14 protein-coding genes and 1 other RNA gene are annotated in these 15,506 nt (G+C 47.6%); 7 read left to right on the forward strand and 8 right to left on the reverse strand.

The annotated features are described in order from the left end of the window. The first annotated feature begins 70 nt into the window (after positions 1 to 70). From B3850_RS04165 to B3850_RS04175, 3 genes are read left to right on the forward strand one after another with little or no spacing between them, the layout of a single operon-like run. Positions 71 to 403 (forward strand): type II toxin-antitoxin system RelE/ParE family toxin, encoded by a 333-nt coding sequence (locus B3850_RS04165; RefSeq protein ID WP_414654207.1) that lies wholly within the window; start codon positions 71 to 73, stop codon positions 401 to 403. Then, on the forward strand, positions 403 to 687 hold the full coding sequence (gene nadS / locus B3850_RS04170) for a NadS family protein (RefSeq protein WP_058578894.1): 285 nt from the start codon (positions 403 to 405) through the stop codon (positions 685 to 687). The genes B3850_RS04165 and nadS overlap by 1 nt, the downstream gene beginning before the upstream one ends. Before the next feature lie 15 nt (positions 688 to 702). After that, positions 703 to 1,209: a hypothetical protein gene (locus B3850_RS04175; RefSeq protein ID WP_286911424.1), complete on the forward strand. Its 507-nt coding sequence runs from the start codon at positions 703 to 705 to the stop codon at positions 1,207 to 1,209. Positions 1,210 to 1,216: 7 nt separating this feature from the next. Here B3850_RS04175 and B3850_RS04180 read toward each other — a convergent pair whose 3' ends face one another. From B3850_RS04180 to B3850_RS04200, 5 genes are all read right to left on the reverse strand, one after another. Further along, complete coding sequence (locus tag B3850_RS04180; protein WP_058578893.1) at positions 1,217 to 2,014, reverse strand: DODA-type extradiol aromatic ring-opening family dioxygenase; 798 nt, start codon at positions 2,012 to 2,014, stop codon at positions 1,217 to 1,219. A gap of 112 nt (positions 2,015 to 2,126) precedes the next feature. After that, positions 2,127 to 2,486: a transfer-messenger RNA gene (ssrA, locus tag B3850_RS04185) on the reverse strand. Between the two features lie 108 nt (positions 2,487 to 2,594). Next, positions 2,595 to 3,248 carry an isoprenoid biosynthesis glyoxalase ElbB gene (gene elbB / locus B3850_RS04190; protein ID WP_286875800.1) on the reverse strand — a complete coding sequence of 218 codons (654 nt, stop codon included), beginning with the start codon at positions 3,246 to 3,248 and terminating at the stop codon, positions 2,595 to 2,597. Positions 3,249 to 3,272: 24 nt separating this feature from the next. Then, on the reverse strand, positions 3,273 to 4,391 hold the full coding sequence (locus tag B3850_RS04195) for an NADH:flavin oxidoreductase (RefSeq protein WP_058578863.1): 1,119 nt from the start codon (positions 4,389 to 4,391) through the stop codon (positions 3,273 to 3,275). Positions 4,392 to 4,467: 76 nt separating this feature from the next. Then, on the reverse strand, positions 4,468 to 5,616 hold the full coding sequence (locus B3850_RS04200; protein ID WP_286911425.1) for a GNAT family N-acetyltransferase/peptidase C39 family protein: 1,149 nt from the start codon (positions 5,614 to 5,616) through the stop codon (positions 4,468 to 4,470). A 120-nt stretch (positions 5,617 to 5,736) separates the two neighbouring features. Between B3850_RS04200 and purM the strand changes: the two genes are divergently transcribed. Next, positions 5,737 to 6,792 carry a phosphoribosylformylglycinamidine cyclo-ligase gene (gene purM, locus B3850_RS04205; RefSeq protein WP_286875807.1) on the forward strand — a complete coding sequence of 352 codons (1,056 nt, stop codon included), beginning with the start codon at positions 5,737 to 5,739 and terminating at the stop codon, positions 6,790 to 6,792. Beyond that, positions 6,792 to 7,430, forward strand: a complete 639-nt coding sequence (gene purN / locus B3850_RS04210; RefSeq protein WP_058578860.1) for a phosphoribosylglycinamide formyltransferase — start codon at positions 6,792 to 6,794, stop codon at positions 7,428 to 7,430. The genes purM and purN overlap by 1 nt, the downstream gene beginning before the upstream one ends. Before the next feature lie 8 nt (positions 7,431 to 7,438). Here purN and B3850_RS04215 read toward each other — a convergent pair whose 3' ends face one another. Next, positions 7,439 to 8,194, reverse strand: a complete 756-nt coding sequence (locus tag B3850_RS04215; protein ID WP_286911426.1) for a DUF3108 domain-containing protein — start codon at positions 8,192 to 8,194, stop codon at positions 7,439 to 7,441. A 143-nt stretch (positions 8,195 to 8,337) separates the two neighbouring features. Between B3850_RS04215 and fadE the strand changes: the two genes are divergently transcribed. Continuing rightward, positions 8,338 to 10,791: an acyl-CoA dehydrogenase FadE gene (fadE, locus tag B3850_RS04220; protein WP_286872453.1), complete on the forward strand. Its 2,454-nt coding sequence runs from the start codon at positions 8,338 to 8,340 to the stop codon at positions 10,789 to 10,791. A 117-nt stretch (positions 10,792 to 10,908) separates the two neighbouring features. Further along, positions 10,909 to 12,477, forward strand: a complete 1,569-nt coding sequence (locus tag B3850_RS04225) for an AbgT family transporter (RefSeq protein ID WP_053952444.1) — start codon at positions 10,909 to 10,911, stop codon at positions 12,475 to 12,477. Between the two features lie 4 nt (positions 12,478 to 12,481). Here B3850_RS04225 and B3850_RS04230 read toward each other — a convergent pair whose 3' ends face one another. Together B3850_RS04230 and B3850_RS04235 are read right to left on the reverse strand one after the other, a co-directional pair. Beyond that, positions 12,482 to 13,684 (reverse strand): multidrug effflux MFS transporter, encoded by a 1,203-nt coding sequence (locus B3850_RS04230; RefSeq protein ID WP_286872451.1) that lies wholly within the window; start codon positions 13,682 to 13,684, stop codon positions 12,482 to 12,484. Then, complete coding sequence (locus B3850_RS04235; protein ID WP_286872449.1) at positions 13,684 to 15,492, reverse strand: bifunctional metallophosphatase/5'-nucleotidase; 1,809 nt, start codon at positions 15,490 to 15,492, stop codon at positions 13,684 to 13,686. Before B3850_RS04235 ends, B3850_RS04230 begins: the two co-directional genes overlap by 1 nt. Positions 15,493 to 15,506 lie beyond the last annotated feature (14 nt).

Consider the following 15,506-nt stretch of genomic DNA (forward strand, 5'->3'; position numbering starts at 1 on the left):
CCTCAGTATGTAATTAGCCTTTTGTTGACAAGTGTACACTGTACACCTAAAATAAACTTAAGGATTAAGCATGGTCGAAGCTATCGAGTTTGTAGAAACTTCAGTTTTCACAAGTCAAATAAAGCAACTTGCAAGCGATGAAGACCTTCTAAAACTACAAGTTGAATTAATCGCACAGCCAAGAAAAGGTAGGCTTATTGAAGGAACAGGAGGATTACGTAAAGTAAGAATGTCCGTGGGGAAGCGAGGAAAGAGTGCGGGAGTAAGAGTTGTCTATCTAATTGCTCATAGGGGCAGAATCTATTTTTTATACGCTTATCCTAAAAGTAAAAAGGATAACCTAACTAATGTTGAGAAATCTGAGTTAAAGCAACTTTCAGCTCACCTTAAAGGAGGCATGTAATGAGTATTTTTAATGAGTTAAAAAGCTCACTGGAAGAAGCCGTTGAAATAGAGCAACGGAATAAACCAGCACACAAAGTAACCCGATATGAAATAGCTGATGTAAAGGCTATTCGTTCTCGCTTAAATGTCTCTCAAGTTGATTTCGCCCAAGCCCTGGGAACCAGCTTAGATACAATAAAAAGCTGGGAAAGCAAAAGAAGAAACCCTACTGGGTTAGCTGCTAAAGTATTAGAAACTATCAACGAAGACCCTGAGGTCTACTTTAAAATAGCCGCCCACTAAGAATAGGATCACAAAATGAAAACAACAATAAAAATGGCTCTAGCAGCGGTAGCACTCAGTTTCGCTACGTTCAGCCAGGCTGAAGTCGCTTCATCATCAGAGCACGGCTTTCAAATACAACTAGAGCAAAGCTTTGAGGGCTCTGCTCAACAGGGTTATAGACATTTTATCAATAACGTTAGTGAATGGTGGCTGGATGATCATACCTGGTTTGGCGATGCGGCGAACTTAAGTATTGATGCAACTGCCGGCGGGTGTTTCTGCGAAATTAACGGAGATTTGCAGGCAATGCACATGCAGGTTGCTTATGTTGACCCACGAAAAACCCTGCGGTTAGTAGGTGGTCTAGGACCATTACAATCCTTAGGTATGAATGGCACCATGACCATTAGTTTTAGCGATAACAAAGTGTCGCTGAATTACATCGTCGGCGGCTACCCAACCACCGACTTTACCAAGCTAGCTCCGATAGTTGATGGTGTGTTGGCACAGCAATTAGCGTCGTTTTCACAGACTCTCTAACTAAAGGCTAATTTAGCTGCCAGTAAAACATTCGAGCTTCTTTATTGAGTGCTGTTACGGTAATAGCTTCGTCACTGGCTTTTCCGGCAGCGCCGTAGCAAACGTGTAACGGTAACAAGTGTTCTTCGCGCGGATGACAAAATTCGGCAAATGGTGCTTGTTGCCAATGACTGAGTTTATCAGCGCGCTCTTCTTCATTTAACGTTTTACTACTGCATACTTGCTCTAACCAGCTTTGGAACTCTGCGTTTTTACTATCTGCTGTCGCGTCTTCCGGAGAGAAAAATGCCTTCATATTGTGGAATGAAAAGCCGGAACCCAAAATTAGCAGGTTGTCATAATTGAAGTTCGCCAAAGCTTTCCCAAGTTTGATATGAGCATTAGCATCAAGCGTATTCAACAGCGACAGCTGTACGCAAGGAATATCAGCCTGTGGGAACATAATTTTAAGCGGCACGAAAAGGCCATGGTCAAAACCACGCTCCGGCTCCCCCACCGACTCGATGCCCGCCGCCGTTATTGCTCCAAGTAGTTCTTTAGCTAAATTAGGCTCGCCAGGTGCTGGATAAGTGATTTGGTACGATTCTGGCGGGAAACCGTAATAATCATAAATTAGCTCCGGTTTTTCACCGGTCGTTACATGCGGAATATCAGCTTCCCAGTGAGCGCTAACGACAAGAATGGCATCGGGTTTTGGCATATGCGAGACAACATCCTGAAGCGCGTTGTTCAGGCTTTCATGAGTTTTATCGCCTAATAGTGGCATAGGGCCGCCACCATGAGCGATATATAAAACCTGTCTCATTAGTCACTCCTCATTTATACGGCTCACTTCTTAGGATAGAGTCTACACCTGACGCGCAACGTCGGCTACAGGCAATAAAAAAGCCGCTCGGGTGAGCGGCTTTTTATGGAATTGGTGGAGCTGGCGGGAGTTGAACCCGCGTCCGCAATACCTACATCCTCGGTCCTACATGCTTATTCAGTCTTTTAATTAACGCGTGCGACGCCGACTGACAGGCTTCGTTCACGCGCGAGTCCGATTAAGTTTAACGCTTCAGCTCCGGACAAAGCATCCACGCGAGTCTACCTTAGGTCGAGCCGTCCTGATCCAGTCTCGCAGACAAAGCGCTGGGGGACGGGCTTAGCGGGTTATTAAGCCGCTAGAGCGTAGTTGTCGTCGTTTGCAACTATAACGTTGAGGCTTTTTACGAGGCCAGCCTCACCTCGGCATGCACCTTGGGTTTCGTGTATCCCGTCGAATCCTGATCAGCCCCAAAGTTTTCTGTCAGTTCTTAATGACGTAATGTCGATACTATAACTCAGACACCGTTTAAGCGCTATAAGTTCCGCACTTAAACGGTGAATTATTAGGCTTTCACGCCTTATGCTGCCATATAAAGCACTTTTTCGACCAATTTGCGAATGCCCTCTTCTGCATCCACCAGGTTATCCGCCAACATATACGCCGGTGTGGTCACTAATTTATGCTTGTCATCAACGACAATATCACGCACATCGCACTTAACGTGTTCGCCCCCCAAAGTGTTAATAGCATTCGCCACTTCGTCATTATGGCCTATGGTGGCTTTTACCCCATTACCATAAATATGTGGCAGTAAAACAGGCGCAATGCACATATAGCCGGCAGGCTTCTCAGCATCTACAAACGCCTTGCCAACTTTCATGACTTGCTCATTAACCGTCATTTCGGCACCGTTAACCGCAAAATCACAGAAGTTCTTAGCAACACCGAAGCCGCCCGGTAGAATTAATGCATCGAACTCATCCGCATTTAACTCGCTGAGCGGTTTCACTTCGCCCCGGGCAATGCGTGCAGCTTCTTCCAGTACATTGCGTTTGTCACTGCTTTCCTCACCTTTTAAGTGATTAATGGTGTGCATTTGTTCAACGTCCGGGGCGAAGCACTGGTAAGCAGCACCTTGTTTGGTAAGGTGCAACAGGGTTAATACCGCTTCATTCACTTCAGCGCCGTCAAAAACACCACAACCTGACAATAGTACCGCTACTTTTTTCATAAAATCCTCTGCTTAAACGTGAGTTTATTCGTCGTTTATGTGTTTATCGTGCTCATCTCGCCACTTCCACTCGTTTTCAAGCGTTGCAGTTGGTTGCAACATGGCAAAGTCTAAGTCTTCAATTTTGTCACCGGACTTCAAACGCTTCGGTAAGTCAGGGTTCGCCAGAGCGGCTTTACCTATTGCCAGCATGGCATTGGGGTAATGCGCAGCCACGTGCTCATAGTTGCTCTTGTCAACTCCACCGTTCACTATCAATGGAATATCGCTGAACTCCTGCACAATTTCCGCCAGCGTTTTCGCACTACCGCCTTTAAACGGCTTACGGTTTACGTCGGTGTCTGTTGTATGAATATAGTCGACTCCCGCTTCTTTCAAGGCTTTCACCAGTTTTATCATAGCGTCTTCGCCTTCCGGCCATTGATAATCCGGGTCAGTCACCGTAATTTGACCAAGACGAATACCCACAATAAAGTCGTCTTTTGCGGCCGCTTTCGCGGCTTTTGCTACCATTGCAACAAACTTAATACGCTTACCAATGTTGCCACCCCACTGGTCTTCGCGTTGGTTGAAGTAGTCACTTAAAAACTCATTCAATAAGTAACCATTAGCGGCATGTAACTCCACGCCATCAAACCCGGCTTCTTCAGCACGGTTCACGGCTCCAACAAAGCCCTGCATCACCGCATCGAAATCACCTTCATCCATCGCCTTAACTTCCGGCCAGCCGTCCGTTTCACCATACAAACTCAAAGGTTCGCCCTTAGGTTGAACGGCACTTGGTGCAATCGGCGTGTCAGTATATTCGTTATGCTGGAACTGAGCCCCTGCGTGCATCAGTTGTAGTATGAATTTGCAGTCATGCTCATGCACTCTTTCAACAATTTCTTTCCAGGCATCGGTTTGCGGCGCATCAGTAATACCCGGCTGATTAATATAGCCCTGGCTTGCCTGACGGTCGGTATAAACACCTTCACTGATAATCATACTCCAGCCACCTTTAGCGAATCGCTCGTAGTATTCGCCCATAAGCTCGGTTGGCTTACCTTTTTTATCGGCACTGGTGCGGGTCATTGGCGCTACCACAAAGCGGTTATCAAATTTGTGGCCTTTTAACTCGAAATCATCAAATGCAGAGCTCATACGGAATCCTTTTTTGTTAGGAACTAATCTATGACTTTGTGCATATTTACGGAGATTTCAAGGTGATTTGATCACTTTACTCCGTTTTAACCGACAGAATTACCGCCGCTTTCTGCTTCTTACCGCCATAACCAAAGGCTTTGCTAAACGTTTTGACGGGCACAGGTAAATACTGCCGCTCTGTTGGCGACTCCCACGGCAGCGTGTCGTAGTCCGGGTCGTTAATGTAAATAAAGTCGTCGTCAGCAGCGCATATAAGAACCCAGTGCGGCGCCCGGATTCCGTCAAATAAATAGGTGGAAATTAATGCCATAACTAAACACCCGCCGGCTAGATCTTTAAGCAGTGACTCTATTGAGTAATCTCCCACGCAAACCGGCACATTCTTTTCTCGTAAATACCCTATATCGACCTGCTGTATTCGTTCTACCACCGCCTTTTTCTGCTCTTGGCGAACCGAGTCGACAAACAAAGGTTGATCAGTATTCACTTCTACACGCACCTTAAGCCCACGTTTTAGCGCTGCCCTCGCAAGTCCATAAGGCCCGCAACCGCCGTGTCCAGACGTCATATAAATAGTGGTAGCTTCGCGCCAAATTTCCAGTTCTTCAGACTGAGGATCCTGGCTTGGGTACCCAAAGTAATCAAGCGCCATCAATAAACTCGCCGGCCCACAGGTAAACTCTGTCGACTGAGTTAACATAGGAACGTAGGTTTCGGTAGCGCCCACGCCGGCGTCTTCGCCGAGTTCATAACGTGGTAAAAGTTTTTGCAGAACGAGTGCGTCTCTCGACTGTGCTGCGCTCACCGGGAAGTACGCTTCACGAAGTTCGATAGAATGAAAGCCGTCACTGATGAGCAGCTCTTGAGCGACCTTGTTGGACACCGCTACTTCGGTGCGTAAAAACAGAGAGTGCCGTTCATCGGCTAACGCTTCGGCTTTTTGCAGTAATAGTCGCCCGTAACCTTTTTGCCGATAAGCGTCGCTGACAACCAACGCATACAGGCGCGCCAGGTTAGTGTTAGTTCGGTACAACACCACAATGTAGCCTTCAACGTTATTATCCACTTCCAACACAAAAAAGTCGGCCGTTTCAGACTCAATAAAACGGCGGAAGCTACGCTTGCTGATGGCATCTTCGGGGTAAGTCCGGGCTTCCAGTATTGCTACTGCATCCAGATGAAGCGGTTGAGCACAGGTTATTTTATAGCTTTGAGAAGCCATACTTAGAGCACACCTCATAACAAAGTTCCTGAGGGAATAACCTCAGGCTTCAGACTACCTTTTGTACCACGAATCGTGTTAAACTTGCGCGCAAATTTTTTTGCCTGTCGGGATAATTCTGTGAGCGATAACAAACCTTCTTTAAGTTACAAAGACGCGGGCGTCGATATTGACGCTGGTAATGCATTGGTTGACCGTATTAAGGGCGTGACGAAACGCACGCATCGACCAGAAGTAATGGGTAACATTGGTGGGTTTGGCGCACTTTGTGAAATTCCGGCAGGTTATAAGCAACCGGTTCTGGTTTCCGGAACCGACGGTGTTGGTACAAAATTACGTTTAGCTATCGACCTTAAACGCCACCGCGGTGTTGGCATCGACTTGGTCGCTATGTGTGTGAACGACCTTATTGTTCAAGGCGCAGAGCCTCTGTTCTTTCTCGACTACTATGCAACAGGCAAACTGGACGTTGACGTCGCAGCCGATGTCGTTGCCGGTATCGGTGACGGCTGTGAACAATCAGGCTGCGCACTTATCGGCGGTGAAACAGCAGAAATGCCAGGCATGTACGAACACGGCGACTACGACTTAGCAGGCTTTTGTACCGGTGTTGTCGAAAAGTCAGAAATTATCGATGGCACCAAAGTCGCTGACGGCGATGCCTTAATCGCTCTGGCATCAAGCGGCCCTCACTCAAATGGTTACTCGCTTATTCGTAAAATTATTGAAGTCAGCGGTGCCGACTTAGAGTCTCACCTACAAGGCAAAACACTGGCTGATCACTTGTTAGAGCCTACTCGCATTTATGTGAAGTCAGTGCTTGAACTGATTAAGCACGTTCCTGTGCATGCCTTGTCACACATTACCGGTGGAGGCTTCTGGGAAAACATTCCACGAGTCCTTCCTAAGGGTAGTAAAGCGGTTATTGACGGTAACAGTTGGGACTGGCCAGTTATTTTCGACTGGTTAAAAGACAACGGCAACGTCAGCATGAAAGAAATGTACCGCACCTTTAACTGTGGCGTAGGTATGGTTATCGCGGTACCTAATGATCAGGCCGATAAAGCCATTCAAATACTGACTGACGCTGGCGAAGACGCCTGGAAAATTGGCCGTATTGCTAATGCCGCAGAAGGTGAAGAGCAAGTCGACATTCTGGCCGACGAGACTCACTAATGAAACGTATTGTTGTACTAATATCAGGCACCGGTAGTAATATGCAGGCCATTCAGCAGGCCTGCGAAAACGGTAAAGTCGCCGGTGAAGTGGTTGCCGTTATTTCGAATAAAGCGTCAGCCAAAGGTCTGGAGAAAGCTTCCGCAAAGGGTATTAGCACCGAAGTGCTTAGCCACAAAGAATTTGATACGCGGGAAGCTTACGACGCTGAACTTAAAGCATTAATTGATAGTTATCAGCCTGACTTAGTAGTACTGGCCGGCTTTATGCGCATTCTGACCGGTGACTTCACGCGCCATTACGAAGGTCGTATGTTCAACATACATCCGTCTCTTTTGCCGAAATACAAAGGTATAAACACCCATCAACGGGCGTTAGATGCCGGCGATACTGAACACGGTGTCAGTGTTCACTTCGTAACGGAAGAACTCGACGGTGGTCCGGTCGTATTACAGGCAAAAGTGCCTATTTTCGAGGGTGACACCGTTGACGAAGTTCAAGCCCGTGTTCACGAACAAGAGCACCGCATTTATCCGCTTGTAGTCAACTGGTTCTGCCAGGAGCGTTTAAAGCTCGAAAACGGCCGCGTGACCTTAGACGGTGAAGTATTAGGCTCTCAGGGCTACGCCTCGGAGTAATTAAACTCTTACATTTCCAAACTTTTCAAAGACATGGTGGCTTGTTCGTCACCTTCTTTGAATTGCTGCATTTTAACCATCACGTAGTTTAATTCCGGCGCAAACCAAAAAAACGTCTGGCGGCGGTTGTTGTCACGAATGCGCCCCACTTTTATCGCTTCGACCTTGCCATACGGCAGTTTTAGTAGTTCACTGTCGGCCATCACTCGAAAACGATACTCATCTTCCCGGCCTTTTTCATCCACCAGTCGATACTCAAACGTTTTAGCTCCTCGGGCCAAGTCTATGCGCAACTGCTCTGTTACATTGGCTTCATCAAATAAAGCGTCTTTCCAGTTAATGTCGAGCATTCGGCCGGTATCGACATTGCGAACCGTCTTGTCATCTGCTCGGAATTCACCATGAAACGACTTGTCCGATCCAGTTCCGGTACGCATATAGATAAACTCACGCGGCTCCAGGCGTTTACTTTCGTCGTCAACAATAAACACTGAGCGGGCTTCCCGAGTATCGGACAGAATAAACCAGGAAATATCAGACTTTGTGCGCAGCTGCCATTCGTCATCAGGCGATACCTCTAAATAACGGTAGCCTTCACCATATTCGCTGTCACCACGCGTAATAACGTAATTCGCTTCGTAGGGCTTCATGGTATCGTTAATGCCCTGAGTCTCTTTTACAGTATCGTCTGCATGAACCGGCGCAAGCTGAGCGAAACTCAGTACAGCAGAAGCCATTAAAAAATGCATTGTCCGTTTTAACATCACCACTCCATTCACCGTGACAACTGGATACTTACATTGACAGAAAATTCAAACGCGCGTTCAAATTTTCCTTGAAAATAATGTCTGGTTGATCTAACTTGCACAGTATAACTGGTCAGACCTCCAAATCGGAGTATTACACTATGAGTATTGCACTTTGGATTATCGCTACCGTTATTGTTGCGGCAGCTCTCATTTACAAGCGCGCCAGCCTGCTGTTATTCAGTGTCGGCATGGTCGCTATGTTTGCTATTGGTAACGTACTGGAAATTGTCGGCCCTGTGCTTTGGACAATTCTTGCCGTTATCTTAGTACCTATTAATTTAGCACCCGTTCGCCTGAACTTGCTAACCAAGCCAATTCTTAAAGCGTACCGCAAAGTCATGCCAGAAATGTCTGACACCGAACGCGATGCGTTAGAAGCCGGTACAGTTTGGTGGGACGGCGACTTATTCAGTGGCGACCCGGACTGGAAGAAGTTACTGGACGTACCAAAAGCTGAGCTAACAGCAGAAGAGCAAGAGTTCTTAGACGGCCCGTGTGAAGAAGTCTGCAAAATGCTGGACGACTGGGAAGTTACGCATGAACTGACAGACATGCCTGAGCACGTCTGGCAGTACCTGAAAGAGAAAAAATTCTTCGCCATGATCATCAAAAAAGAATACGGTGGTCTTGAGTTTTCAGCGTACGCTCAGTCTCGTGTGCTGCAAAAGCTTGCGGGCGTTAGTACGGTATTAGCATCAACAGTCGGTGTACCTAACTCATTAGGCCCGGGCGAGTTGCTTCAGCACTATGGTACCAAAGAGCAGCAGGATCATTACCTGCCACGCTTGGCTAGTGGCGACGAAATTCCATGTTTCGCGCTGACCAGTCCGGAAGCAGGCTCTGACGCAGGGGCTATTCCTGACTCAGGTGTTGTCTGTAAAGGCGAATGGAACGGCGAAGAAATTGTTGGTATTAAACTTAACTTCAACAAGCGTTACATCACGCTTGCACCGGTTGCGACGGTATTAGGTCTGGCATTCAAAATGTACGACCCTGACGGTTTAATCGGTGAAGAAGAAGAGCTGGGTATTACCTGTGCGCTTATTCCGCGTGACACCAAAGGCGTTGAAATTGGTCGTCGTCACTTCCCGCTTAACGTTCCGTTCCAAAACGGTCCTATTCGCGGTAACGACGTATTTGTACCACTTGATTACATTATCGGTGGTCAGAAAAATGCCGGTAAAGGCTGGCGTATGCTGGTTGAGTGTTTGTCGGTTGGTCGCTCAATTACCCTACCGTCAAACAGTGCTGGTGGTATTAAATCTATTGCTCTGGCGACCGGTGCGTATTCACGCATTCGTCGTCAGTTCAAATTACCAATTGGTAAAATGGAAGGTGTTGAAGAGCCAATGGCTCGCCTGGCTGGTAATGCGTACTTAATGGACGCAGTCACTACCCTTTCAACAAAAGGCATCGACTTGGGTGAAAAGCCTAGCGTTATCGGTGCTATCGCGAAATACCACATGACCGAAAAATTGCGTGCCTGCATGGATGACGCAATGGATGTTCATGGTGGTAAAGGTATTTGTTTAGGTCCAAACAACTACTTAGGTCGTGGTTATCAGGGCGTGCCAGTGGCTATTACCGTTGAAGGTGCGAACATTCTGACTCGTAACATGATGATTTACGGTCAAGGCGCCATTCGCTGCCATCCTTACGTTCTTAAGGAAATGGAAGCGTCTGCAGAACAAGGTCCTGAAGCACTGAAGAAGTTCGATAACGCCCTATTCGGTCATATCGGTTTTGCGGCAAGCAACTTCATGCGCTCGGTATTCTATGGTTTTGGTGGTCACCGCTTAAGTTCAGTACCAGTCAGTGGTCCTGCACGTAAGTACTACCAACAAATGAACCGTTTCAGCGCCAACATGGCATTATTATCTGACGTTGCTATGGGTGTGCTTGGCGGCAGCCTGAAGCGTAAAGAGCGTGTATCGGCCCGCTTAGGCGATATGTTGAGCTACCTATACATTGGCTCTGCAATTTTGAAACGTTTCCATGATGAAGGGCAAATTAAAGAAGACTTGCCACTGATGCATTGGGCTATGCAGGATACCTTGCACAAGCTTCAGGAAGCTCAACTGTCTATGTTGGATAACTTTGGTGGTGTTGGCTCTGTCATGCGCGCCATTATGTTCCCGCTGGGCCGCATTGCGAAGCGTCCAAGCGACAAGAACGATCACAAAATTGCGCGTATGCTGATGTCACCTAATGACGTACGTACTCGCCTGGGTAAAGGCCAGTTCCTGAGCCCTGAAGGTCACTTTGGCTTCTTAGAAGAAACACTACAAAACGTTATTGCCGCTGAGCCACTGTACGACAAAGTTTGTAAAGCAGCGGGTAAACGCTTCAGCTTTACTCAGTTGGACCAAATTGGTGCCAAAGGTAAAGAACTGGGCGTACTAAGCGATGACGAAGTTGCTCTTCTGGAAAAAGCGGAAGAAGGCCGTTTACGCACTATCAATGTTGACGACTTCGCACCGGAAGACTTATTGGCAGGTAAAGCGGCGTTTGATTACGCGCTGAAAAACCTAAAAGAAAGTGATGCAGCTTAAACGCTAAGCGTCTTAACGCAAATAAGGCGACTCTGTTTTGCAGGGTCGCCTTTTTTTTATGCTAGAATTCTGCGCTGTTTTAAACATTCTGACTTTAAAATAATAAAGGCGAAAGGTATGCAGTCTTCCAATAATGGTTACTCAGAGACCAGCAAGCGCGGCTGGTTTACTCGCTTCCTCGACATGGTCGAGTGGTTGGGTAATTTACTTCCTCACCCTATAACGCTATTCGCAATTTTTTGTCTGCTGGTTATTGTCGCTAGTGGCATTGCTGCTTATTTTGGTGTCAGCGCTATCGACCCTCGCGACGGCGAGACTGTTATCCAGGCAGTCAGCTTATTAAACGCCGAAGGTATACAAAAAATTGTGACCAACCTGGTGACGAACTTTACTGGCTTTACGCCATTGGGGACGGTGCTTGTCGCTTTATTAGGTGTTGGTGTGGCTGAGCGTTCAGGTCTCATTTCTGCGGCTATGCGTGGCTTGGTTATGAAAGCGCCACCTAAGTTAATTACCGTAACGGTCGTTTTTGCCGGTGTTATCTCTAACACGGCGTCGGAGCTCGGCTACGTAGTGTTGGTTCCGCTTGCCGCGATGATCTTCTACGGCTTAGGCCGCCACCCACTCGCTGGTTTGGCCGCTGCATTTGCCGGTGTCTCTGCAGGTTACAGTGCCAATTTATTAATTGGTACCGTTGACCCATTACTGTCAGGGATAACCCAGGAAGCGGCAAAGATTGTCGACGAGAACTATACCGTTGGCGCTGAAGCCAACTGGTACTTCATGATGATAAGCACCTTCCTCATCGCCATTCTGGGTGCAGTCATTACGGACAAAATCGTGGAGCCCAAACTTGGCAAGTACAATAAAGACGAAGCGTCCATCGATTTGTCCGATCAGTCTTCTATGGAGCCGCTAAGTGCTCTGGAAAAGCGTGGCTTAAAGTTAGCCGGACTAAGTGTGTTAGTACTGTCAGGTATTCTCGCTCTCACTGTGGTACCCGAATGGGGCATTCTCCGACACCCGGAAACCGGCTTAGTGAAAGGCTCTCCATTCTTAAAAGGTGTCGTGGTTTATATTTTCTTCTTCTTTGCCATTCCGGGTTTTGTTTACGGCCGTGTCGTAAACACCATGAAAAACGACCGTGACGTCATTGACGCAATGTCGCACAGCATGGGAACCATGGGTATGTACATTGTGCTGGTTTTCTTCGCCGCGCAGTTCGTTAACTTCTTTAAATGGACCAACTTTGGCACCATCTTCGCTATTAACGGCGCAGAGTTTCTGACCAATATAGGCATGACCGGCCCACTCATTTTTGTGTTCTTCATTATGGTCTGTGGGTTTGTAAACCTAATGCTGGGTTCAGCATCGGCACAATGGGCTATTACTGCGCCAATTTTCGTACCTATGCTGATGCTTATTGGTTACTCACCAGAAGTGATTCAGGCGGCTTACCGTATCGGCGATTCGGTGACTAACGTCATAACACCGATGATGAGTTACTTTGGTTTGATACTGGCTGTTGCAGCTCGTTACAAGAAAGATTTAGGTATTGGCACATTGGTCGCGATGATGCTGCCTTACTCAATGATGTTTTTCATCGGTTGGACAATATTGTTCTTTATTTGGGTATTCGGCTTTGGGCTACCAGTTGGTCCGGCAGCCCCAACTTATTACGGATAAACTCTTATTCTGGCCGGCGCATTACGCGGTATGCAATAACCGCTAATAAGCCGGCCACACCTATCACCCACGCCATTGCGTAATCGGTAAAACTCCCTGCCTGGCTCACGCCGACCGATACCAACCCAGCAATTAAAAACTGTAAGCTACCAGTAACGGCGGACGCCGAACCTGCGCGCTCCTGTTGCTCTGCCAACGCCCCCGCCATAGCATTAGGAAAGACTAAGCCAAGCGTTGAAATATAAGCAAATAAAGGCAGCAAAATGCCCCAGAAGCTGGCATGAATATAAGCCATCACGCACATGACAGTCGAAACAACCGCCAGTATCGGCAAAGATATATTCAATATTTTTCGTGAGGAATGATATTTCAGTAACCAGCCATTGAGCTGAGAAAAACCGATAATACCAATAGCATTCACACCAAATAACCAACTGTAGTGCGTTGGATCCAACCCGAAAATTTCAATAAACATTTTCGGCGAGCCGGTGATATAGGCGAACAGCCCGGATTGAGCAATAGCCCCTGTCAGTGAATAGCGTAAAAAGGAAGGATCCCGAAATACCGCCCAATAGGTTGTTCCGGTATGGCGCATACGCACATCGTAACGGCGTCCGCGTGTTTCCGGCAGCACAAAGTGAATAGTCACTGCGGAAGCAACTCCCAGAGCAGCAACAATGAGAAAGAGTGCTCGCCAGCCCATCCATTCGGTAATATAAGCGCCGAATAATGGTGCCAAAATAGGCGCAACGCCCATAACCAATATTAAAAACGAAAAGACTCGCGCTGATGCTTGCGGCGTATAGAGATCACGCACTACGGCACGGGCTATAACAATCCCCGCGCAGGCTCCAATAGCCTGAAAGAATCGCAGCACAATCAACCACTGAATGTCCGGTGCATAAGCACAGGCAACGGAAGTCACCACATAAATTGCCAAACCGATATACAGTGGGTTCTTACGACCAAACTTATCGGTTGCCGTACCATACAGCAACTGCCCTATGAATAAGCCAAAGAAAAACGCAGTCAGTGATAATTCTACGTGATGAGTGTCGGTGGCGTAGTCACTGGCAATTGCGCTAAACGCCGGCAAATACATATCAATAGACAGCGGCGCAAACGCGGTAAGTAACGCCAGAATGACAACAATAAAGTCGAATCTGGCGTTATCGGAGACCGGTCTTGGCTCAAACGAGTGAGCCATTATTTATCCTCTACAGGCGTATATGACTGAGTTGCAAACTCTTCAGGTCGTTGCAGAACCTCTTGAGCTCTGGCGTAATTCACTAGTGACTCAGCATAGTCAATACCGGTATTGCGGGCACGCCCCCGCTCACTAATACGGTAGAATGTATTCCAACCATCCTGGCCGCCAGCAATGAAGCTGTTCGTTACCAAAATATAAGTCGCTCTGGCCGACATTGGCTGCCAGCTCTGGCTGCCTTTATCCCACACTTCTAGGTCAGACACGCGGGAGCCGGTTTCTTCGGTTAAATCGACTGAATAACGAATGCCCGCCCCATAGGGGTAAGCGCCCTGTGAACCGCCGTCTGACACAGCGTAGGCCAAAGCCTCTTCCATTGCCTGTTTAAACTCAGAGCCGGTCAGCTCTAGTTTCACTAAGGTATTTGCGAACGGTAATACGGTAAAGGCATCACCCACCGTAAAGTCACCTTCAGGAATATCCGCTCGCACGCCACCACCATTTTGAATAGCAAAGTCGGCTTCGGGTACTGAGTGCAGAAAGGCTTCCGCAACCACTCGGTGAGCGCCTGAGCTGATTACCTGCGCACAGCCGGCCCGGCGGTTTCTATCAACTTGTTGAGAACAAATTTGCTGAGGTACGTCCGCAATAACCTCTGCTGAAAAATCGTCAACTTTACTTCGATAGTCTTCTAATATGGACTGAAGCTCGGTATCGGGTTCAACGAAGCTATAAACACCGCTCTCTTTTAATGCGGTGGTAATCGGTTCATAGGTCGTCACAATACCGTCAGACACCTGAATGTCTTTACCCAATAAGTAGTGAGGTCGCCCACCACAAGCTGCGATTTTATCGCCATCAAACTCAGCTTTTAGTTCACCGACAACCAGCGAGTACTGATAGGCGTGGGCAATACACACTTTGTCACCATCCGCATTGGTTAATTCTGTCGGATACGATCCGGCAGACTTCATACCAAACTCACTAAAATCACCGAGTAAAGTATGCGAGTCACCACCAATAATCACATCAACGCCAGGTAATTGTTTAACCAGTTCCCTGTCACGCTCATATTGAATGTGAGTGAGCAAAACAATTTTCTCAACGCCCTGGCGCTGAACTTCGGCAATGTATTTTTGCGCCGTCTCAAGTTCGTCTAAAAACTCGGTGCTTCGGTCTGGCTGGGAAGACTTTTTTGTTTTACTGGCAATGGTTAAACCAATAATTGCCACCTCTTCACCGCCACGCTCAACAATGGTGTAAGGCTTAAACATATGCCACTCGTTGTCTGGTGTCAGTGGCGACTCACCCACCTCAGGCTTAATATTGGCACTTAATTTGGCGGTTTGGCACTGCTCGGTACCTAACTGCTGTAAGAACTTAGCAAGGCCTGCATCACCGTTATCAAACTCATGGTTACCAATAGTGAAGGCATCAAAACAAACCTTATTCATCATGCGAGCATCGGCTTCACTGCCAAACAGCGTGAAATACAAGCTGCCTGTTACAGCATCACCGGCATGCAGGGTAAGAACATTGTCATTAGCCGATCGCAGCGCTTTTATCTGCGCGCCAACGCGTGGAAAGCCTCCGGCTTCTATCTGCCACTCCTGGTCCGCCCATGCCAGCGTTTGCTGTTTGGCGTCTAAGGTTGAGTGGTGATCATTCACGTGCAGCACTGTCAGCTCAAAATTCTCATTTTGGGGCACTTGCTCTGGTGCTGATGCGCAGCTCAGTAATGCAACCGAGCCGAACGCAATAGCAGCACCACGCATCAACGGACTCAAAAGACGCTTGTTCTTATTCACCTGCATACTCCTTA

Origin of the sequence: Idiomarina sp. UBA4520, from assembly GCF_002388365.1 — a bacterium.
In the GTDB taxonomy this organism is placed as follows: Bacteria; Pseudomonadota; Gammaproteobacteria; order Enterobacterales; family Alteromonadaceae; genus Idiomarina; species Idiomarina zobellii.

Coding starts and splice junctions, on each gene's coding strand:
- B3850_RS04165 (WP_414654207.1), top strand. CDS start 71: ATGGTCGAAGCTATCGAGTTTGTAGAAACTTCAGTTTTCACAAGTCAA.
- nadS (WP_058578894.1), top strand. CDS start 403: ATGAGTATTTTTAATGAGTTAAAAAGCTCACTGGAAGAAGCCGTTGAA.
- B3850_RS04175 (WP_286911424.1), top strand. CDS start 703: ATGAAAACAACAATAAAAATGGCTCTAGCAGCGGTAGCACTCAGTTTC.
- B3850_RS04180 (WP_058578893.1), bottom strand. CDS start 2,014: ATGAGACAGGTTTTATATATCGCTCATGGTGGCGGCCCTATGCCACTA.
- elbB (WP_286875800.1), bottom strand. CDS start 3,248: ATGAAAAAAGTAGCGGTACTATTGTCAGGTTGTGGTGTTTTTGACGGC.
- B3850_RS04195 (WP_058578863.1), bottom strand. CDS start 4,391: ATGAGCTCTGCATTTGATGATTTCGAGTTAAAAGGCCACAAATTTGAT.
- B3850_RS04200 (WP_286911425.1), bottom strand. CDS start 5,616: ATGGCTTCTCAAAGCTATAAAATAACCTGTGCTCAACCGCTTCATCTG.
- purN (WP_058578860.1), top strand. CDS start 6,792: ATGAAACGTATTGTTGTACTAATATCAGGCACCGGTAGTAATATGCAG.
- B3850_RS04215 (WP_286911426.1), bottom strand. CDS start 8,194: ATGTTAAAACGGACAATGCATTTTTTAATGGCTTCTGCTGTACTGAGT.
- fadE (WP_286872453.1), top strand. CDS start 8,338: ATGAGTATTGCACTTTGGATTATCGCTACCGTTATTGTTGCGGCAGCT.
- B3850_RS04225 (WP_053952444.1), top strand. CDS start 10,909: ATGCAGTCTTCCAATAATGGTTACTCAGAGACCAGCAAGCGCGGCTGG.
- B3850_RS04230 (WP_286872451.1), bottom strand. CDS start 13,684: ATGGCTCACTCGTTTGAGCCAAGACCGGTCTCCGATAACGCCAGATTC.